The 18,032-nt window shown below is 59.9% G+C and carries 21 protein-coding genes and 2 pseudogenes; 13 read left to right on the top strand and 10 right to left on the bottom strand.

Translation table 11 applies throughout. The features are described from left to right. Positions 1-73: 73 nt before the first annotated feature. Positions 74-637, top strand: a complete 564-nt coding sequence (locus BLT92_RS04935) for a dihydrofolate reductase family protein (RefSeq protein ID WP_092103693.1) — start codon at positions 74-76, stop codon at positions 635-637. Positions 638-662: 25 nt separating this feature from the next. Here BLT92_RS04935 and BLT92_RS04930 read toward each other — a convergent pair whose 3' ends face one another. After that, a complete protein-coding gene (locus tag BLT92_RS04930; protein ID WP_092103691.1) occupies positions 663-1,298 on the bottom strand; it encodes a GTP pyrophosphokinase in 636 nt (211 codons plus the stop codon). Positions 1,299-1,767: 469 nt separating this feature from the next. On the opposite strand from BLT92_RS04930, the gene BLT92_RS21205 reads away from it, so the two are divergent. The 7 genes from BLT92_RS21205 to BLT92_RS04895 all read left to right on the top strand — a co-directional run bounded on the left by BLT92_RS21205 (position 1,768) and on the right by BLT92_RS04895 (position 7,056). Beyond that, positions 1,768-2,061: a DUF2180 family protein gene (locus tag BLT92_RS21205; protein WP_092103689.1), complete on the top strand. Its 294-nt coding sequence runs from the start codon at positions 1,768-1,770 to the stop codon at positions 2,059-2,061. A 128-nt stretch (positions 2,062-2,189) separates the two neighbouring features. Continuing rightward, entirely contained in the window at positions 2,190-3,158 is a 969-nt protein-coding gene (gene trxB / locus BLT92_RS04920; RefSeq protein ID WP_092103687.1) for a thioredoxin-disulfide reductase, read from the top strand. Further along, complete coding sequence (gene trxA / locus BLT92_RS04915) at positions 3,155-3,478, top strand: thioredoxin (protein WP_092103685.1); 324 nt, start codon at positions 3,155-3,157, stop codon at positions 3,476-3,478. The genes trxB and trxA overlap by 4 nt, the downstream gene beginning before the upstream one ends. Further along, positions 3,475-4,569: an ACR3 family arsenite efflux transporter gene (arsB, locus tag BLT92_RS04910; RefSeq protein ID WP_092103683.1), complete on the top strand. Its 1,095-nt coding sequence runs from the start codon at positions 3,475-3,477 to the stop codon at positions 4,567-4,569. Before trxA ends, arsB begins: the two co-directional genes overlap by 4 nt. Then, positions 4,566-5,567, top strand: a complete 1,002-nt coding sequence (locus BLT92_RS04905) for a metalloregulator ArsR/SmtB family transcription factor (RefSeq protein WP_092103681.1) — start codon at positions 4,566-4,568, stop codon at positions 5,565-5,567. Before arsB ends, BLT92_RS04905 begins: the two co-directional genes overlap by 4 nt. A 20-nt stretch (positions 5,568-5,587) precedes the next feature. Beyond that, the gene (locus tag BLT92_RS04900; protein WP_092103679.1) at positions 5,588-5,998 is read left to right on the top strand and encodes an arsenate reductase ArsC; all 411 of its coding nucleotides are present in this window, start codon (positions 5,588-5,590) and stop codon (positions 5,996-5,998) included. Further along, complete coding sequence (locus tag BLT92_RS04895; protein ID WP_092103677.1) at positions 5,998-7,056, top strand: ArsO family NAD(P)H-dependent flavin-containing monooxygenase; 1,059 nt, start codon at positions 5,998-6,000, stop codon at positions 7,054-7,056. The genes BLT92_RS04900 and BLT92_RS04895 overlap by 1 nt, the downstream gene beginning before the upstream one ends. A 76-nt stretch (positions 7,057-7,132) precedes the next feature. On the opposite strand, the gene BLT92_RS04890 is transcribed toward BLT92_RS04895, so the two are convergent. Further along, positions 7,133-8,308, bottom strand: a complete 1,176-nt coding sequence (locus tag BLT92_RS04890; protein ID WP_231939029.1) for an MFS transporter — start codon at positions 8,306-8,308, stop codon at positions 7,133-7,135. Then, on the bottom strand, positions 8,305-8,652 hold the full coding sequence (locus tag BLT92_RS04885; protein ID WP_407922875.1) for an ArsR/SmtB family transcription factor: 348 nt from the start codon (positions 8,650-8,652) through the stop codon (positions 8,305-8,307). Before BLT92_RS04885 ends, BLT92_RS04890 begins: the two co-directional genes overlap by 4 nt. A 207-nt stretch (positions 8,653-8,859) precedes the next feature. Between BLT92_RS04885 and BLT92_RS04880 the strand changes: the two genes are divergently transcribed. From BLT92_RS04880 to BLT92_RS04870, 3 genes are read left to right on the top strand one after another with little or no spacing between them, the layout of a single operon-like run. Further along, positions 8,860-10,263: an FAD-dependent oxidoreductase gene (locus tag BLT92_RS04880; protein WP_092103674.1), complete on the top strand. Its 1,404-nt coding sequence runs from the start codon at positions 8,860-8,862 to the stop codon at positions 10,261-10,263. Further along, positions 10,260-10,670, top strand: a complete 411-nt coding sequence (locus tag BLT92_RS04875; protein WP_092103672.1) for an arsenate-mycothiol transferase ArsC — start codon at positions 10,260-10,262, stop codon at positions 10,668-10,670. Before BLT92_RS04880 ends, BLT92_RS04875 begins: the two co-directional genes overlap by 4 nt. Beyond that, positions 10,667-11,173 (top strand): GNAT family N-acetyltransferase, encoded by a 507-nt coding sequence (locus tag BLT92_RS04870; RefSeq protein ID WP_092103670.1) that lies wholly within the window; start codon positions 10,667-10,669, stop codon positions 11,171-11,173. Before BLT92_RS04875 ends, BLT92_RS04870 begins: the two co-directional genes overlap by 4 nt. Before the next feature lie 10 nt (positions 11,174-11,183). On the opposite strand, the gene BLT92_RS04865 is transcribed toward BLT92_RS04870, so the two are convergent. Both BLT92_RS04865 and BLT92_RS20765 read right to left on the bottom strand, forming a co-directional pair. Then, complete coding sequence (locus BLT92_RS04865; protein WP_092103668.1) at positions 11,184-11,804, bottom strand: recombinase family protein; 621 nt, start codon at positions 11,802-11,804, stop codon at positions 11,184-11,186. Positions 11,805-11,935: 131 nt separating this feature from the next. Further along, a pseudogene (locus tag BLT92_RS20765) lies at positions 11,936-12,088 on the bottom strand (AAA family ATPase); the annotation flags it as partial. Between the two features lie 69 nt (positions 12,089-12,157). Between BLT92_RS20765 and BLT92_RS20760 the strand changes: the two are divergent. Then, positions 12,158-12,334: pseudogene (locus tag BLT92_RS20760) on the top strand (transposase); the annotation flags it as partial. Then, positions 12,283-13,347, top strand: coding sequence for an IS3 family transposase (locus tag BLT92_RS04855; protein ID WP_231939028.1), 1,065 nt, complete (start codon positions 12,283-12,285; stop codon positions 13,345-13,347). The pseudogene BLT92_RS20760 and the gene BLT92_RS04855, both read left to right, overlap by 52 nt. Positions 13,348-13,350: 3 nt before the next feature. Here BLT92_RS04855 and BLT92_RS04850 read toward each other — a convergent pair whose 3' ends face one another. The 5 genes from BLT92_RS04850 to cmtR form a co-directional block, all read right to left on the bottom strand. Beyond that, entirely contained in the window at positions 13,351-14,040 is a 690-nt protein-coding gene (locus BLT92_RS04850) for an AAA family ATPase (protein ID WP_231939027.1), read from the bottom strand. Then, entirely contained in the window at positions 14,040-15,113 is a 1,074-nt protein-coding gene (locus BLT92_RS04845) for a Mu transposase C-terminal domain-containing protein (protein WP_231939026.1), read from the bottom strand. Before BLT92_RS04845 ends, BLT92_RS04850 begins: the two co-directional genes overlap by 1 nt. A 316-nt stretch (positions 15,114-15,429) precedes the next feature. Then, the gene (locus BLT92_RS04840) at positions 15,430-16,032 is read right to left on the bottom strand and encodes a recombinase family protein (protein ID WP_092103664.1); all 603 of its coding nucleotides are present in this window, start codon (positions 16,030-16,032) and stop codon (positions 15,430-15,432) included. 217 nt (positions 16,033-16,249) lie between these two features. After that, positions 16,250-16,843, bottom strand: coding sequence for a cadmium resistance transporter (locus BLT92_RS04835; RefSeq protein ID WP_092103662.1), 594 nt, complete (start codon positions 16,841-16,843; stop codon positions 16,250-16,252). Then, the gene (gene cmtR, locus BLT92_RS04830) at positions 16,840-17,199 is read right to left on the bottom strand and encodes a Cd(II)/Pb(II)-sensing metalloregulatory transcriptional regulator CmtR (protein ID WP_062862470.1); all 360 of its coding nucleotides are present in this window, start codon (positions 17,197-17,199) and stop codon (positions 16,840-16,842) included. Before cmtR ends, BLT92_RS04835 begins: the two co-directional genes overlap by 4 nt. Between the last annotated feature and the right edge of the window lie 833 nt (positions 17,200-18,032).

Below are 18,032 nucleotides of genomic sequence, written 5' to 3'. Positions count from 1 at the left end.
GACAGACGCACCCAATGCTTGAATAACAGAAAAGTGATTGTGAATTGCAATTACTCATATTCAAGGAGGAGCGATGGGAAGAGTTACGTGGGGTTTCACGAGTTCACTCGACGGGTTCATCACCGGCCCGAATCACGACATGTCCTGGATGCCCGGACTCGGGGCGCTGTCCGAAGGCACGGTGGAAGATCTTGCCTCACAAGTCGCTGTCATCATCTCCGGCCGCCGCGGCTACGACGCCGCGAAGGCACAGGCCGCCGAACGCGACGAACTGACATCCGAAGCCTATGGCGGAGCTTGGGAAGGCACCGAGTTCATCCTCACCCACCGTCCCGAGGAGCTCGCCGACGATAAGACGATCACTGCTCTGAACTGTTCCATCGCCGAGGCGGTCGATCGAGCCCAGGCCATCGCCGGTGATCGTGATATCCAGATCATCAGCGCCGACATCGCCCGGCAGGCGCTCGAAGTCGATCTCATCGACGAGATGCAGGTCTTCGTCGCGCCCATCTTCCTCGGCGACGGCACTCGTATCTTCGACGTCCCCGGCGGCAGACGCGTCTATTGGGAGCTCATCGCAGAGGATGAGGCCAACAAAGACGCCTGGTTTCGCACGTTCCGTCCGAAGCGTCGGTAGAACTCCTCCGCTGCGTCGGGGGACCTCACTCCTGCCGAGTGCTCAGGTCCCACAGGATGCGCAGGGCCTCCTCGTCGAAGTTCTCATCCGTGCTGTGGGGCTCCTCGCCGTCGTGGACCTCGGCGTGCAGCTGCTCCATTCTGCGATCAAGCTGGTTGGCCACCTCGGCGGTCTGGGTGAGCTCCTCGATGAGCCGATCGGGGACTTCGCCGTCGAACTTGTAGTGGATCTTGTGTTCCAGACTCGCCCAGAAATCCATCGCGATGGTGCGGATCTGGACTTCGCAGATCACTGCGGTCGAGCCGCCCCTGAGGAACACGGGCACTTCGAGGATCGCGTGCAGGCTCTTGTAGCCATTGGGTTTCGGGTTCGCGATATAGTCCTTGATCTCCACCACCCGGACGTCGTCCTGAGAGGTCAGCATGTCGAGCACATCATAAGTGTCGGCGATGAAGCTGCAGGTGATGCGGATGCCCGCAATGTCGGTGATCTGTGTGCGGATCACATCGATGTCGAGTGGAAGCTGCCGACGAGTGACCTTTTCCAGCAGACTCCGCGGCGACTTCACCCGTGAGGCGATGTGTTCGATCGGGTTGTAGCTGTGCATGTGGAGGGATTCTTCACGCAGAATCGAGGTTTTGGTCAGCAGCTCGTCTGTCATTTTCAGTAGGCGACTGCACTGCCTGCCGCATGAAATCGGGCTTTGTGCACCCGACTCTTGACATTCGGATGTCAGAAGCCCTGTGCGCAATACAACACTTTGATCAGAAGCCAGCTGCACGAAAATTGCTGCCACGGCGTTGTGTACGTCGACTGAGTTTGAAGGAATTTCGTCGAGCTCGGCATTCATCTCGACGACGTGTCACAATACTGCTTCTCGACACTGTCTGTGAGACGTAGAATAATTGACGGATTAAGTGACAAGATGTGGCGCGGGATGAATGGTTAGCCGGTGTCGGTTTCAGAAGGTGATTGCACATTTTTCAGATGTCGACTGCATTCCCTTTTATACGGCCGGATTCAGACCGTGCGGGACTCGCTCTGTGACAGTGACAATACTGCCGGTGCGCGAGCTGCCAGCACTGAATCGAATACTCAAAGGCCGCAACGCTTTACATTGACGCTCATCGATGCATTCCTTAGGCTCTATATTGATAGTTCTCAATTCAGGGAGGATGGCTATGAATTGCTGGGAACACGCGGCAGCAAAGCACATGCCGGTGCGGGCGGTCGCCATGTGCGTCCATTGCGGAGCAGGCGTATGCCTAGAGCATGCGACGGTCTGCGAAGAAGAGCGTACCCGTCGAAATGGCACCGGGGCGCCTTCGAGGCTAATGCCTAACGGTCGGGAAATCTGTTGCTCAACATGCCACGCGGCATTCTCTGAAGCAGTCCCTTCGCATGAGGCAGCACTGCTTCGGTAGGCCTTGAGGGTGAGTCAGGTGCCAAAGCGCGGAGCGAGTCCGCTTCTGGTGGGCTTCGCGTTCGGCATGCGGAAGCTCGGACGGGACGGACAATTGCATTCTGTATTGATATGCGTCAATATAGATACATGTCGATTCAAGAGTTAGTGATTGTCGGGTCTGGCCCTGCCGGCTATACCGCTGCTGTTTACGCAGCCAGGGCAGGTTTGTCACCGGTGGTTCTCGCCGGTTCAGTCACCGCTGGCGGATCACTGATGACCACGACCGAAGTAGAGAACTTCCCTGGCTTCATCGATGGAGTCCAGGGCCCAGAACTGATGGAGGCAATGCGTGCTCAGGCCGAACGGTTCGGTGCACGCATCATCTTTGATGACGCCGTTCGTCTCGATCTGACTGGGGAAGTCAAGACCGTCGAAACCGGCCTGGGTGAAACATTCCACGCCCGCGCGGTCATCCTTGCCACAGGATCGGCCTACCGCAAGCTCGGCCTGCCCGAAGAGGATCGATTGACCGGCCACGGCCTGTCCTGGTGCGCAACCTGCGACGGCTTCTTCTTCCGACAGCAAGAGATCGCCGTCATCGGCGGCGGAGACTCTGCCATGGAAGAGGCGTTGTTTCTGACTCGTTTCGCCTCCAAAGTGACAATCGTGCATCGGCGCGAAGAGTTTCGCGCCTCGAAGGTCATGGCCGACCGAGTCCTGGCCAACGAGAAAATCGAGGTCGCCTGGAACAGCGAAGTCTCCGAGATCGTCGGTCAATCCCAAGTCGAGGGGCTGCGACTGCGCGATACCGTCTCCGGAGCCGAACGGACCCTGCCTGTGTCGGGGGTATTTGTAGCGATCGGCCATGATCCGCGCTCAGAGCTCCTGACCGGCCAGATCGCCCTCACCCCCGATGGATACGTCCAGGTCACCCACCCGTCGACAGCCACGAACCAAGACGGAGTGTTTGCCGCCGGTGATCTCGTCGATAGCCGCTACCGGCAAGCGATCACCGCTGCAGGCACAGGCTGCTCAGCAGCCATAGATGCCCAACACTTCCTCTCTGCCACACCCGCCATATCCCACACCGAAACATTGATGGAGGTCCCAGCATGAGTACGACGACAGTCACAGACGCCACATTCACCACCGAGGTCATCGATTCCGACATCCCCGTAGTCGTCGACATCTGGGCGACGTGGTGCGGACCGTGCAAACAGATCGCACCGATACTCGACCAGCTCTCCAACGAATACGAAGGACGAGTCAAGGTCGTCAAGATCGATGCCGATACCAATCCCGAAGCGGTCACAGCAGCCGGAGTGACATCCATTCCTACGCTCGGCTTTTACCGTGACGGCCAACGACGCGACGTCCTCATCGGTGCACACCCGCGCCCAGACATCGCGACCAAGATCGAGGAGCTCCTGGCATGACGAGAGACACCACCACACAACAGACGGCACCTGCACGCCTGTCGACACTGGATAAGTGGCTGCCGGCCTGGATCGGCCTGGCCATGATCGCAGGCCTCCTTCTTGGTCGGCTGATCCCCGGGGTCTCTGAGCTTCTTTCGCATTTGGAAGTCGGCGGCATCTCAGTACCCATCGCCCTCGGCTTGCTGGTCATGATGTACCCCGTCCTCGCTAAAGTCCGTTATGACAAGGTCGCCGCCGTCACCGGCGATAAGAAACTGCTGATCTCATCATTGGTACTCAACTGGCTCGCCGGGCCCGCAGTGATGTTCGCCCTGGCCTGGACGTTCCTGCCCGACCTCCCCGAATACCGCACAGGATTGATCATCGTTGGCCTGGCCCGCTGTATTGCCATGGTCGTGATCTGGAACGACCTCGCCTGCGGTGACCGAGAGGCAACCGCTGTGCTGGTCGCGATCAACTCAGTCTTCCAGGTCGTCATGTTCTCAGTCCTCGGCTGGTTCTACCTCACCGTCCTGCCCACTTGGTTGGGACTTGATACACAGGGCCTGGAAGTGTCAATGGGTCAGATCGCTCTCAACGTGCTCGTCTTCCTCGGCGTTCCGCTGATCGCCGGATTCGCCTCCCGGTGGATCGGCGAGAAACGTCGCGGCCGTCAGTGGTACGAGGAGAAGTTCATTCCCCGAGTGGGGCCGTGGGCGCTCTACGGTCTGCTGTTCACGATCGTGCTGCTCTTCGCGCTCCAGGGCGAGCAGATCACCAGCCAACCCTTGGACGTCGTTCGAATCGCGTTGCCGTTGCTGGTCTACTTCTCGCTGATGTGGTTCGCCGGGCTCCTGCTCGGCAAGAGCCTCGGTCTAGGTTACGCTCGATCCACAACACTGGCGTTTACGTCAGCGGGCAACAACTTCGAACTCGCGATTGCCGTCGCCATCGGTACCTTCGGTGCCACCAGTGGACAGGCCCTGGCTGGGGTCGTCGGCCCCCTCATCGAGGTCCCGGTTCTGGTCGGCCTCGTCTATGCCTCACTCTGGGCCGCGAAGGCATGGTTCCGCACTGACCCCTACGCTGTGGAGGCGAGATCGTCATGACTGAAACCACTATGATCCCCACTGACGATGAAACGTGTGCCCCCGACCCGTCCCACGCCATTGCTCTCGACGTCGCGACGACGCTTGCCGGCACACTCAAGGCACTCGCTGACCCTCTGCGGTTGCGGATGCTCTCAGCAATCGGTACCGATCCACGTGGAGAGTCATGTGTCTGCGATCTCGCTGAGCTTGCCGACGTTTCCCAGCCCACCGTCTCTCATCACTTGAAAGTACTGAAGACAGTGGGGTTGCTCGAGTCTCAACGCCGCGGGACCTGGGTCTGGTATTCCATCGCTGCCGGTCGCCAGGCCGCTGTGAGCGCTCTGCTGGAAGGTTTCGCCCCTGCCGTCATCGCACCAAACCCGCCACCTGAGGCGACAGTGGCTGTCAGTGCCTTCGACGTGGACGCCCACATCAACCATTTGGCCACCGACCTATCGGCAACATCAGCTGGTGTGTCGCCAGAGACTGTCACCGGCATCGTGCGCGATTCTTACACGGCGCTGGCCCGATCAGCGAAAATCACTCGCTACCTCGTCCCCTTGACCGAGCGCTTCGCGAAGCAACGCTTGGCTGACATCACCCGAGACCGAGCCAGCGCGCCGCCGCAGGTGCTCTTCATCTGTGTCGCCAACGCCGGCCGATCCCAACTCGCCGCGGCCCTGACACGCCAACTCTCAGGAGGCCGCGTAATCGCCCGATCCGCTGGTTCGACTCCGGCGGCAGGACTCAACTCGCATGTTGCCGAACTCATCAGCGACATCGACGGGGAGAGCGTCGAGGAGTTGTTCCCGAAGCCACTGACCGATGACGCAATCCGTGCGGCTGATGTCGTGATCACGATGGGTTGTGGCGACGTCTGCCCCATCGTGCCCGGCCTCCGCTACGAGGATTGGTCAGTCGCCGACCCAGCATTGGCCTCCCCCGAGGGCGTGGCACTCATCCGCGATGACCTTGCGACCCGCGTCCAGGCCCTACTTGATTCCCTCACCAACTGATCGAAAGAGAGACCACCCCTATGGCTGACCACAAACCCTCTGTCTTGTTCGTGTGTGTCCACAATGCTGGCCGTTCGCAGATGGCTGCCGGCTACCTGCGCCATTATGCGGGCAACCGCATCGAAGTCCGCTCAGCAGGATCCGTCCCGGCCGAACACATCAACCCCATCGCAGTCGAGGCGATGGGCGAAGACGGCATCGACATCACCGCCGAGCAGCCGAAGGTGCTGACGAACGAGGCCGTGCAGGACTCAGACGTCGTTATCACCATGGGCTGTGGCGACGCTTGCCCCTTCTTCCCGGGAAAGCGCTACGAGGACTGGGAACTCGATGACCCGGCAGGCCAGGGCATCGAAGCGGTTCGCCCGATCCGCGACGACATCAAGACCCGCATCGAGGCACTGGTGGCTGACCTACTCGGTCAAGGCTGATGACAGATGTCGTAGTCATCGGCGGTGGGCAGGCAGGTCTCGCCGCTGGATACTTTCTTCGCAGGACGGGTCTCGAGTTCGTCATCCTCGACGACCACACCCACCCCGGAGGAGCCTGGCAGCACGGGTGGCAGTCATTGCGTCTGTTTTCACCGGCCGGGTATAGTCCGTTGCCGGGCTGGCCGATGCCTGCGCAGAAGGGCGAGTCGTTTCCCACCGCTGGCCATGTGATGGACTATCTGACCCGATACGAACACCGCTACGATCTGCCAGTTCACCGACCGGTCCACGTCAGCAATGTCTACCAAGACCGGGGACAACTGTTCGTCGATACCGATACCGGCACCCTGGAGACCACTGCGGTCATCAGCGCCACCGGAACATGGCAACGCCCCTATGTTCCGGCCTATCCAGGCTGTGAGGATTTCACGGGACGACAGCTGCACACCGTGGAATACGATTCGCCCGAGGAGTTCACCGACCAACGGGTCGTCATCGTCGGCGGTGGGAACTCCGCCGCGCAGATCGTCTCGGAAGTCTCGACCGTGGCGCAGACACTGTGGGTGACGCAGCGCCGACCACGGTTCATGCCTGATGACGTCGATGGACGAGTCCTCTTCGATGTCGCCACCGCCCGCGAGGCGGCCCGGCGGGCCGGGCGCGACCACGATGGTGTGTCGGGCCTCGGCGATATCGTCATGGTCCCGCCCGTTCGGGCTGCACGCGATCGTGGTGACCTGAACGCTTCGCCGATGTTCGAGCGATTGACCTCGGCTGGGGTCTCGTGGGCCGACGGTAGTGAGTACAGCTGTGATGTCATCATCTGGTGCACCGGCTTCAAACCACACCTCAACCATCTCAATGGGCTCGAATTGACCTGGGAGAACGGGCATCCAGTCACCGTGGGCACTCGAAGCATCGATGTTCCTGGTCTGCACCTGTTGGGGTATGGCGATTGGACGGGGTTTGCCTCCGCGACCATCATCGGTGCCGCCCGCACAGCGAAGTCTGTAGTCGCGGACGTGAACGAATACGTGCGAAGCACTCAAGCACAGTAGCTACCGCGATACCAATACGGATCGAGTACTACTTCGGCTGGCAACACCGTGGACGAGAGAACCCTGGAACCTGACATCATGATCGAGTTGTCAGCCCGACAGCACCAATAAGCAGTATTGCCATCACAATTGCCATAGCAGGATATCCGCCCAGCAGACCTGCTAAAGCGGGTCCGGCCACAGGGGCAAAGGCACCGACAAACGTCATCGGTGCGGTGAAGACTGCGTTGATCGTCCCGAAGTTCTTCGTCCCCCACCTGTCCGAGACTGCTGTGGCCTGAAGCAGCGTGTGACAGCCCCGCACTGCACCGGCAAGGACCGCAACCACGATTAACAGCCATGACGGACCAGGCACGAGAGCCAGCGTCAACAGGCTCATTGCACCAATAGCAAAGATGGTGACCGTGCGTGTGCGTGCCGAGGTCGATCGTGCGAACTGGGGGTATCCGATCCTGCCCACGACCTGTCCGGCACCGATGAGCCCGAGGGCCACAGCGGCGAGTGAATAGCCCATGCCGCGTTGAAGAAACAGCGGAATGATGTTGATCGTCACCGCGAACAAAGTGAACGTGGCCACTGCCATGGCGATTTGCAAGATGATGAATTTCGGTGTGCGAGTCACCTGCCTCACCTCGGCCTTGGATACCGCTGCCGACTGGGAGACAGCGTCATCGGACCAGCGCCCATTGAGGAAAAGCGCATGCAATGGCACTGTGATCACAGCCAGGATACCGGCCATCACCACGTAGCTGCCGCGCCAACCGAGACCATCGATGAGGGCGACCACCAAGGGCGCGAACACCGTCGATGCTAGTCCTCCGACCAGGGTGAGCGTCGTCAACGGTCGGACACGATCGGCTCCATACCATCGAGTGATGACAGCAAATGCTGGAGGGTAGAGAACCGCGGACTGTGCAAATCCGGCAATGATCCACGCGGTGAAAAACACGGGAAAAGTCGGCGACCACGCCACTAGCAACAACGCCACGACACCGATGACCGAACCAACTGTCATGACCGTTCGCGGGCCGTTGGCATCGAGGATGCGCCCGACGCGAACACCTGCCACAGCTGAGACGATGAGACCAGCAGAGAGAGCAGCAGTGATCGCTGTGGGGCTCCACCCTGTGTCCTGGGAGATCGGCGTTACCGCGACTGGAAGCGAATAGTACAGTAACCCCCAGCTGGTGATCTGCGCGGCAGACAGCGCGGCAAGACCACCTCGCGGTCGCCCAGTCACCGGATTCGTCACGCGGGAGAGAGGAAAGCAGCCAGCTTTTCCAAAGTACTCGCCTTGATCGAATAGTACGACCAAACGCCGCGCTTCTCGCGGTCGAGTACCCCGGCATCGACAAGGATCTTCAAGTGATGGGACACGGTTGGCTGGCCCAACCCGACAGGTTCGGTGAGGTCACATACGCACGCCTCATTACTCACATTCGCCGCCACCAGCGACACCAGTCGCAATCGGGTCGGATCCGCCACAGCCTTGAGGAGCCGAGCAAATTCCACCGCATCATCCTGGCCCAAAGGTTTCATCGTCAACGACGGGCAGCACGAGAGCGGCTCTGCGGCCGGGAGGGTCTGTTCAATCATCACGTCTCCATTATGCCAAGACATTGACATTTGTCGATACGTGGTGCTTGAATACATATCGACACACATCGATGTTTGTGGGTGAGAGCTTGAAGCCGCGCCGGCAGTTGTCCACGAAGATTCTTCGTGGGCATCGCCACTACGGACAAGTAGTCACTCGCCCGATTTTCACCGATCAACTTGCCACTGTCGAGAAGGAGAATCATCATGCCTGAGAACTCAACCGCCACAGAGCTCCCGGTCGTCATCATCGGAGCTGGCCCAGTAGGCTTGGCCGCTGCTGCACACTTGTCCACTCGGGGGATGAAACCACTGGTCTTCGAAGCCGGTGCTACACCGGCAGCAGCAGTCAGCGAGTGGGGCCATATCGGTCTGTTCTCCCCATGGAAGTACAACATCGATTACGCCGCTCGTGCTCTCCTTGAAGCCACTGACTGGCAAGAACCCGACAGCGACTATCTGCCGACAGGAACTGAACTCGTCAACGAATACCTGGCCCCTTTGGCCGCGACTCCACAGCTGCGCGATGCAATCCACACACAGACCCGCGTCATCGCTGTGAGCCGAGTTGGTATGGACCGAACACGCACTCCAGACCGCGATGGCACAGCCTTCCTCGTCCGCACCCAGAGCGCCGACGGAGTGATCGAAGATCATCACGCACGTGCCGTCATCGATGCTTCCGGCACCTGGTCAACCCCGAACCCGCTCGGCCAAGCGGGCCTTCCTGCCATCGGTGAGACCGCAGCAAGGGAAGCAGGGCTGGTCACCTCGCCACTGCCCGATGTCCTTGGGCGAGACCGGGACGAGTTCGCCTGCCGCCACGTCCTCGTCGTCGGTGCCGGGCACTCGGCCGCAAATACGCTGCTGGCTCTGGGGGAACTCAACGAAGCAGAACCGACCACACGCATCAGCTGGGCAATTCGCGGAGCCGACCCCGCTAGCGTCTATGGGGGCGGCGACCAGGATGGGCTCCCGGCTCGTGGGGCACTGGGCACCCGCCTGCGCCACCTCGTCGAAACCGGACGCATTGACGTCCACACGTCAGTGACCATCACCGACCTCGACACCACGGACGGACTCACCGTCTCAGGGACCACACCCGACGGGCCGGTCTCCCTCGACGTCGACCGAGTCGTCCCGACCACCGGATTCCGGCCGAACCTCGACTTCTTGCGCGAGATCCGCCTCGAACTCGATCCGGTTGTTGAAGCACCGACGAAGCTGGGACCACTCATTGATCCCGAGTATCACAGCTGCGGAACCGTCCCACCTCACGGTGCCAATCTCCTGGCACATCCAGAAAAGGACTTCTATATCGCGGGCATGAAGTCATACGGTCGCGCGCCCACATTCCTCATGTTCACCGGATACGAGCAGATCCGCTCCATCGTCGCAGCCCTGGCAGGCGACCAGGCTGCCGCAGACAGAGTCGAACTGGTTCTGCCCGAAACCGGCGTATGTTCAGCCGACATCGGGTCCTCCTGTGACGCACCTGTTGCCGATACTGCCGAGGCAGAATCGTGCTGCGGCGCGCCCGCAGAACCGGTCTCGATTGGTATCCCCACCGGACTGGAACACGGACGCAGCGCATACCAGGAGACACGATGACAACTCCACCACGTGTTCTCTTCGTCTGTGTGAAAAACGGCGGAAAGTCCCAAATGGCCGCGGGGCTCATGAGCGACCTCGCCGGCGACTCGATCGATGCGGTCTCTGCCGGAACGAAGCCCGGCATATCACTCAACCAACTCTCGGTGCAGTCGTTGGACGAGCTGGGCATCGATATCAGTCACGGCAGTCCAAAGCCTGTCAACGAGGCTGATCTCGAAGCGGCCGATATCGTCATCACCTTGGGACGTGAAGCAACCGTGGAAGTGCCTTCGGGTACAGAGTTGGAGAACTGGGATACCAACGAACCATCTGAGCGAGGAATCGAGGGCATCGAACGCATGCGCCTCGTCCGCGACGACATTAGGAGACGTGTCGAGAAGCTTCATTCGCGCCTCGTGTCATGAGTGACATCCACATTCGAAGGATGGTCGGCCCCGATTGGTCTGGGGTTAAGGATGTGTACGTAACCGGCATCGAGACCGGGCATGCCACCTTCGAATCAGCGCCGCCAGCCGCCTGGGACGACTTTTGTGCCTCCAGGCGGCTGGACCTGTGTCTGGTCGCCGTGGATGCTGATAGCCAGATCCTGGGGTGGGTTGGCGCTGGACCGGTATCGTCTCGCAACGTCTACAAAGGCGTCGTCGAACACTCGATCTACGTGGACCCCGATGCTTCCGGCAAGGGTGTAGGCAGCCGACTGCTGTCTGAGTTCATCAGTGTCGCTGACCGCCTCGATATCTGGACGATACAGTCCGCCATCTTTCCCGAGAACGCTGTCAGCCTTCGGCTCCACGAGCGTGCTGGCTTCCGAATTGTCGGGCGGCGAGAACGTATTGCTCAGATGACCTACGGGCCACTTGCCGGGCGTTGGCGTGACACCATTGTCGTCGAGAGACGCCGGCCCTGACCTCAATTGACTATCGTTTGATAGCCGACATGACGTCACGGCCAGCGTCTCGCAGCTCGCCTGTCGGTGAGACATGCCGATATAAGGTTTGGCGACTAATGTCGAGCTCCTGACACAGGGCACCCACATTTGTTCCTGGCTGCCCCATAGAAGCCATCGCCAGGCGCACCTTAGCCGGAGTCATTTTGTAGGGACGACCACCGTTGCGTCCCCGCGCTCTGGCAGATTCCAGACCGGCTTTCGTACGTTCGGAGATGAGTTCGCGCTCAAACTCAGCCAGTGCAGCAAAGATCCCGAACACCAGCTTCCCTGATGCAGTCGTTGTATCGATGGCCGCGCCTTGGCCGGTGAGGACTTTCAACCCGACGCCGCGGTCAGTGAGGTCGTGAACGATGTTGACTAGATGTCGGAGGTCACGGCCGAGCCGATCGAGCTTCCACACAACCAGGGTGTCTCCTGAACGTAGAGCCTTGAGACATGCGATCAGCTGTGGTCGGTCGTCCTTCTTGCCCGAAGCTCTGTCCTCATATAACTGCGCATCATCGATGCCAGCAGCAGACAACGCGTCCCGCTGGAGATCGGTTGTCTGTGAACCGTCAGCCTTCGAGACTCGAACGTACCCGACCAGCATCTACACACTCCATCACTTAAACGTTCATTTACGTGACAAGTCGGTGGACCTTTCACCGCTCATCACAAATTGTCACTCAACCCTGTGAGCTTCAGCGGTAAATGGCGGTGATTGTTCATCGCATATTGGCGTTAGCTGCCGATGACAAGGATGCTCGCAGCGGCTTCGACGACATCGTCAGTGATTGTCTCGAGCTGGTTGATTTTCATGACTCGCTTGATCTGTGGAAACAGTCGCTCGAGCAAGCGGAAGTTGCCGCGAGTGATGCGCTCGATAGCTGCGACGGGACTGATGCAGGGTTAGGTGACATCTAATCTGGCTTGTTCATAGGCAAGCCTGGAAGGATAGACACCATGCCACAGCCCTACCCGAAAGAATTCCGCGACGACGTCATCCGCGTCGTCCAGACCAGGGATTCCAAGACGACGATCGGACAGATCGCCCAGGACTTCGGGATCCACGAAGGCACCATCAACAAATGGATCCGCCAAGCAGAAATCGATGCCGGCAACAAACCCGGCAACACCAGCGACGAGTCCGCCGAACTACGAGAGATGCGTCGGCGCAATCGTCTGCTGGAGCAGGAGAACGAGGTCCTACGCCGCGCGGCCGCCTATCTGTCACAGGCGAACCTGCCGTCAAAAGGCTCTACCCGCTCGTGAGAGAGCTCGCCGCCGACGGGATCCCCGTCGCGGTGTCGTGCCGGGTACTGAAGCTCTCCCGCCAGCCCTACTACCGGTGGCTGGCCGCGCCTGTCCCTGATACCGATCTCGTTGAGGCATATCGGGCCAATGCGCTCTTCGATGCCCACCGTGATGATCCCGAGTTCGGGTACCGATACCTCGCCGACGAAGCCGAAGCGGCCGGCCAACCCATGGCGGTGCGCACCGCGTGGCGGTTGTGTTCGGCCAATGACTGGTTCTCCGCCTTCGGCAAGGGCCGGGCCAAGAACGGGAAGAAGCCGGGACCACCCGTCCACGACGATCTATGCGCGGTTGTCGATGCCGACGGACGGACCAGGCACGAGTTTAGAGCTGATGGACCGAATCAGCTGTGGTTGACCGACATTTCGGAGCACCATACGAATGAGGGCAAGCTCTACCTCTGCGCGCTCAAGGACGCCTACTCGTCACGCATCGTCGGCTATTCGATCAGCTCGAGGATGAAGGCGCGCCTGGCCGTTGATGCCCTCGAGATGGCTGTGACCAGGCGTGGTGACGTGGGCGGATGCGTGACGCACAGCGACCGCGGCAGCCAATTCAGATCGAAGAAATTCACTCGGGCTTTGGCCCGTCACGGCATCATCGGGTCGATGGGACGAGTCGGCGCAGCGGGCGATAACGCGGCCATGGAATCGTTCTTCGCCCTGTTGCAGAAGAACGTTCTCGACCGTCGCCGGTGGGTCACTCGCGACCAGTTGAGAATCGCGATCGTGACCTGGATCGAGCGGACATATCACCGACGTCGCCGACAAGCCCGGTTGGGTCGATTGACACCAGTAGAGTACGAAGCAATCATAGAGCCAGCTGCACTCGCAGCATGACACTCACGCTGTCACCCTTCTTTGCATCAGTCCCACCGCTTGAGCGTCGGTGAAGTCATCCATGTCGAGCGTTGCCCCGAGACGCCTCCATTGTCTTTCAAGAACGAAGAGGAGTTCGTCGCGGCCAAGTGAACGGTAGTTGTGGGAAAATCCGAGACGTGAGTACAGCTGTGGGTAGTGGCGAAATCGCTGATCGATTCCTGGCATGCCGATGAAGATGATCGCCAGCTCGTGCCGGTCATGCTCATCGCGCAGGAGCTCCAACGCGGTCGGAGTCAACCGTTCTGCCTCGTCGATGATGACTAGTTCCACCAGCTTTGTTACGTCACCGACGCGGATGCCGGTGACCTTCCCGATTGCCCGTAAATGCTCGTCAACACAGCTACCGACCCGCATCTGTAAATGTTGGATGTCGGTCATGATCTGTTTGTGCCGAGGTAGAACTTCAGGGGTGTAGAAGATGGTTCGACACCGGTGAGCGGTGGCGTGGACTTTCGCGTCGTCTTCGGTCCGGGGTCCCCACTCGTCGACGAAAGTGCCGACTTCATCCCAGTGGGCGTATCGGCGGGCTGAGAGTGTTTTGCCGACACCTGCTTCACCGTGGCAGATGCCGATGGTCTTGTCTTTGCGCACTGCGGTAGCGAATTCTTTGAACCGGCGGTGTTCCTTGGTGATGATGAAGTCTCGTGCCATTACTCGTCCTCTTCATAGGTGCGCAGCTTCGACCGCCGACGCGAAGGTTCGTTGATGTGTTTCGGTTCTTTCCGGTGTGCGATTCTGGGAATGCGTTCGTTGATGTCTTTGCGCAACTGGCGGCGGTGTGCCCGGCGGGCGGATTCGACTTCTCTGAGGCTGAGTCTCTGGTTCGGGTTCGTTTGATCGACGGCCACGCAGATGAGGGTGTCGCGTTCGTAGACGCGGATCTCTGAAATGTCGCGGGGATCGTAGCGGATCGTCACTGGTTTCCCCACGAGCGGGGCAAGCGTGGGTGACAGATAGCGTTGACCTTGGAAATGGATGCCATCGCGGCGGACGGTGCGATGTTTGGGCACGGTCAGCAACAGTCCGTCGAGTTCGGCCAGTGTCTCGGGCATTCGCGGGAGCCACCCTTGACCGGTCCAGGCTGATTTGGGGCTGGCGTTGATCTCTCGGTGCGGGCGTTCGTTGTATGCCGAGATGAAGTCACCGATCGCCTGATCCAGGGCGGGCAGGTCCATAGAAGGCGTCGGCTTCTTCTCGGGGCCTCCGGTGTATCCAGGCAGAATGGAGAGGAGTTCGGTGTTGAGGGTGCCGAAGAAGCGCTCGATCTTGCCGCGGCCTTGCGGACGGGCGATGGTTGAGTAGACGATCCGGATTTTCAACGCGACGACAGTGTATTCGAGGTGGTGACTGGTGAAGTCGCTGCCGTGGTCGACGTGGAGGACGTCGGGGATGCCGCACATGGCCCAGGCGGGGTCGTCTTTGCGCCAGATCGCTTGCCGGAGTACTAACGCGGTATTCATTGCTGAGGGTGCTCCGGTGAAGACCATGTATCCACAGATTGCTCGGGAGCAGTCATCGATGATTGTCGTCAGCCACGGGCGCTCCGGGCGTCCACTGGCATCGGTGATGAGGATGTCGAGTTCCGTGTGATCGGCTTGCCAGGTGTCATTGGGGCGCTCGGCGGTGTGCCGGTAGATGAGTTCGTACTGGTCCCTGTATGCGACAGGACCATCGAGGGCGAGAGTCACCAACGCCGGATCCAAGCCTTCCAGGATTGAGCGCACCGTCCCATAGCTTGGTGCCGCTTCGCCTATCCGTTTCGCCTCTTTAACCGTGAGACGGTGGAGAGTAGCGATGCTCGGGCGTGGCCGGGTGAGGCCGAGTCGTTCGATGAACGCTTGAAGTACAGGATGGGTACGTCTGGAACCAGTATCCTGTCGGGTCTGCGGTTCGAGAGCGGCGATGCCACCGGTCTTGTATTGCTGGTGCCAGCGTTGCAAGGTGCGCAAGCCGAGGCCGGTGTCTTGGGCCAGAGTTGTCAGAGCGATGTCGTCTTCGACGTGGAGCCGAAAGATGCGCCACTTCTACGGCCCGTCCATTTCACACCGGTTTAGTCAGTGTGTCGTGGGTGCCGGCGGCTTGACGGTGTCGGTACAAGGTGGCTCTCGACCAGCCCACCAAGCGTGCTGCGTCTTCAGCGGTGCGACCTTTGGCGCGGGCGTCTTCGGCGATCTCGAGCTTCTGGGCGATCTCGTCCGGGTCTACCGGCGGCCGCCCGAACTTGGTGCCGTTCTGCTTAGCTGCGGCAATGCCTGCATTGACGCGTTCAGTGATGAGTTCTCGTTCATACTCGGCCAGGGTAGCGAGCATTCCCAACATCATCCGACCCGATGAAGTCTCAGGGTCGATGTTGTCCGAAACGGAACGGACCTTCACTCCCTGGTCTCGGAGATGGTTCACGGTTGCCAGAACGTCCAGGAGTGATCGGCCGAGCCGGTCGATTCGCCACACGACGACAGTGTCGCCGTCTTCGGCATAGTCGAGTAGTCGTCTCATGCCGGGGCGCTGTTTCGCCGTCTTACTACCGGAAGTAACATCAGAAAACACGTCCCGCTTTTGAACCCCAGCACCGACGAGTGCATCGAGTTGAAGCTGCGCATCCTGTCCGGCGGTACTGACTCGTGTGTATCCCAGAAGCCTCATGCTTCAAGAATGACTCACAAACACCGAAAAGTCACGACTGTAAGACAGTTTGCGGTGAGACAGGTTATCGAGACATCCTCTGCCTCGTGAAATCGGGCGGCGAGAGATGTGAGTCGCAGCGGTAAGTGGCGTGGTTCTCGCGTCGGTAATTGTCGGCTACGTCGTTTGCGCTTTAGTGGCGAACCAGTTACATCCGTGTGAGCGGGTGACGGGGCCCTCAGAGTCCGAATGCTCCGCCGCTGATCAGGATGAAGATACCGAGGCCGATGAGGACAATGGGGAACAGGATGTGTTCCCAGCGTTCAAGGACTTCGGCGATCGGTGGGCGGGTGGCGACGAACTTGGCCAGCATTACCAGCACCGCGACCAGCGCGAGGAACACGATGCAGTAGGCCACCACCCCGGCCGGGCCCACGTTGAGGAAGACCGGGACGTAGACGCCGATGTTGTCTCCGCCGTTGGCGAACGTGACCCCGGCCACAGTCCAGACTGCGACGTTCTTGCCTTCGATCTCGGCGTCATCGTCATCGCCTCCGCACCGGGCCTGCCAGGCAGCCCACAGCCCCAGCCCCAGGGGGATGAGGCCGAAGTACGGGATGACCGCTGGAGGCAGGAATACTCCGGCCCCCAAGGAGACGAGCACGGCCGCACCCAGGATGCCCACGAACCCCAGGTACTGGCCGGCAAGAATTCGTGCGGTGGTTCCGCGCTGCCCGGCGCCGCGGGCGAAGAACAGGGAGAGCACGATGATGTCGTCAATATTCGTGGCGATGAACAGGCCGATCGCCTGTAGGGCCGAGGTCAGGATCACGTGCCCACCTTTGCTATACCGCATCCGGGAACCGAGCAGGCGGGATCAATGCACGGGGCGTTCTCGTCCACCGCGAGAGTGACGTCGACCAGTGCGGTGAGCGCCCGCGCCAGGTGCGGATCGGCGATCTTATAGCGCGTCTTGCGCCCCTCGGGCTCGGCGACCACGATGCCGCAGTCGCGCAAGCATGCCAAATGGTTGGATACGTTCGAGCGGGTCAGCTCCAGATCGCTGGCTAATTCTGCCGGGTAGGCCGGTCGATCTAGCAGCGTCAGGATAAGTCGTGACCTGGTTGGGTCGGCCATCGCCCGGCCCAACCGGTTCATCACGTCTAAGCGAGAAGTAATAGTCAGCACTTAGTGAACTATACAGTGGTGGCTGAACCACCGTCAATCCTTGCCCACTTTCCGGTCGTCCCAGTTCCTTGGTAGTGGGACACCAAGGACGAGCAACCTCATCGATCGGGCCAGAGCCTGATTTTCCGTCCCATAAGTAAGGCCCAGATCAACGTCCCATCCATTCCGTACAGACACGAATATTGGTACGCTGGGCGCATGGAGTTGGGATACGCGCGGGTTTCGACGGTCAAACAAGACCTGTGAGCTTCAGAGTTGAATGGCGGCTTTTTATCAACACCCAGTGGCGGTCGGTTTTGTCCGCTCATTGGAGGCGAGGTACTTGACCGACGAATGAATAGGTATCTATAACCACGAACGGCCCACGGTTCCTTCGACAAAATGACACCGTCAAGTTACTGGGAACGCTGGACCGCAGAGAACCAATTAGCTATTGCATAGCCACTGGACTGCTAATGGGGGCCCAACCAGCACCACCCGACGACACCGCGGAGATGTTGTGTGTCGAGAAGTCTCAAACCCAGACTGTCGGTCGCACCTCCCTATTGTTGCCGATGCGGAGAAGCGTGCTCATGCTTATCACCGGCATTGAACATCAACAATGTTCGCGGCCTTGGAAGTTGCTTTAAGGCAGGCCACCACGGCGGTCAACATGGCGTCGAGAACAGAATTTCCTGTCGCTTTTGCACCAAATCGACAGGGCGTACCCGTGCTAGGAGCTGGATCGGGTCATGGACTATAACGAGACTCACACGAGGGCCGAGATACGAGCATTCGATGAGATTCACCCGCGGTTGCATGTTGGACCCACGGCGACGTCGAGGCCCCCTGGT

The organism is Brevibacterium picturae, assembly GCF_900105045.1.
Taxonomy (GTDB): Bacteria; Actinomycetota; Actinomycetes; order Actinomycetales; family Brevibacteriaceae; genus Brevibacterium; species Brevibacterium picturae.
Note: the sequence above shows the minus strand (reverse complement) of the source record. Positions and strands in the feature narration are given on the sequence as shown.

Bases quoted from the DNA above. Each gene is read 5' to 3' on its own strand.
- BLT92_RS04880 (WP_092103674.1), top strand. From the start codon at position 8,860: ATGCCTGAGAACTCAACCGCCACAGAGCTCCCGGTCGTCATCATCGGA.
- BLT92_RS04930 (WP_092103691.1), bottom strand. From the start codon at position 1,298: ATGACAGACGAGCTGCTGACCAAAACCTCGATTCTGCGTGAAGAATCC.
- trxA (WP_092103685.1), top strand. From the start codon at position 3,155: ATGAGTACGACGACAGTCACAGACGCCACATTCACCACCGAGGTCATC.
- BLT92_RS04850 (WP_231939027.1), bottom strand. From the start codon at position 14,040: ATGGCACGAGACTTCATCATCACCAAGGAACACCGCCGGTTCAAAGAA.
- BLT92_RS04865 (WP_092103668.1), bottom strand. From the start codon at position 11,804: ATGCTGGTCGGGTACGTTCGAGTCTCGAAGGCTGACGGTTCACAGACA.
- BLT92_RS04900 (WP_092103679.1), top strand. From the start codon at position 5,588: ATGGCTGACCACAAACCCTCTGTCTTGTTCGTGTGTGTCCACAATGCT.
- BLT92_RS21205 (WP_092103689.1), top strand. From the start codon at position 1,768: ATGCATTCCTTAGGCTCTATATTGATAGTTCTCAATTCAGGGAGGATG.
- trxB (WP_092103687.1), top strand. From the start codon at position 2,190: ATGTCGATTCAAGAGTTAGTGATTGTCGGGTCTGGCCCTGCCGGCTAT.
- arsB (WP_092103683.1), top strand. From the start codon at position 3,475: ATGACGAGAGACACCACCACACAACAGACGGCACCTGCACGCCTGTCG.
- BLT92_RS04855 (WP_231939028.1), top strand. From the start codon at position 12,283: ATGGATCCGCCAAGCAGAAATCGATGCCGGCAACAAACCCGGCAACAC.
- BLT92_RS04935 (WP_092103693.1), top strand. From the start codon at position 74: ATGGGAAGAGTTACGTGGGGTTTCACGAGTTCACTCGACGGGTTCATC.
- BLT92_RS04870 (WP_092103670.1), top strand. From the start codon at position 10,667: ATGAGTGACATCCACATTCGAAGGATGGTCGGCCCCGATTGGTCTGGG.
- BLT92_RS04840 (WP_092103664.1), bottom strand. From the start codon at position 16,032: ATGAGGCTTCTGGGATACACACGAGTCAGTACCGCCGGACAGGATGCG.
- BLT92_RS04895 (WP_092103677.1), top strand. From the start codon at position 5,998: ATGACAGATGTCGTAGTCATCGGCGGTGGGCAGGCAGGTCTCGCCGCT.
- BLT92_RS04875 (WP_092103672.1), top strand. From the start codon at position 10,260: ATGACAACTCCACCACGTGTTCTCTTCGTCTGTGTGAAAAACGGCGGA.
- BLT92_RS04905 (WP_092103681.1), top strand. From the start codon at position 4,566: ATGACTGAAACCACTATGATCCCCACTGACGATGAAACGTGTGCCCCC.
- BLT92_RS04885 (WP_407922875.1), bottom strand. From the start codon at position 8,652: ATGATTGAACAGACCCTCCCGGCCGCAGAGCCGCTCTCGTGCTGCCCG.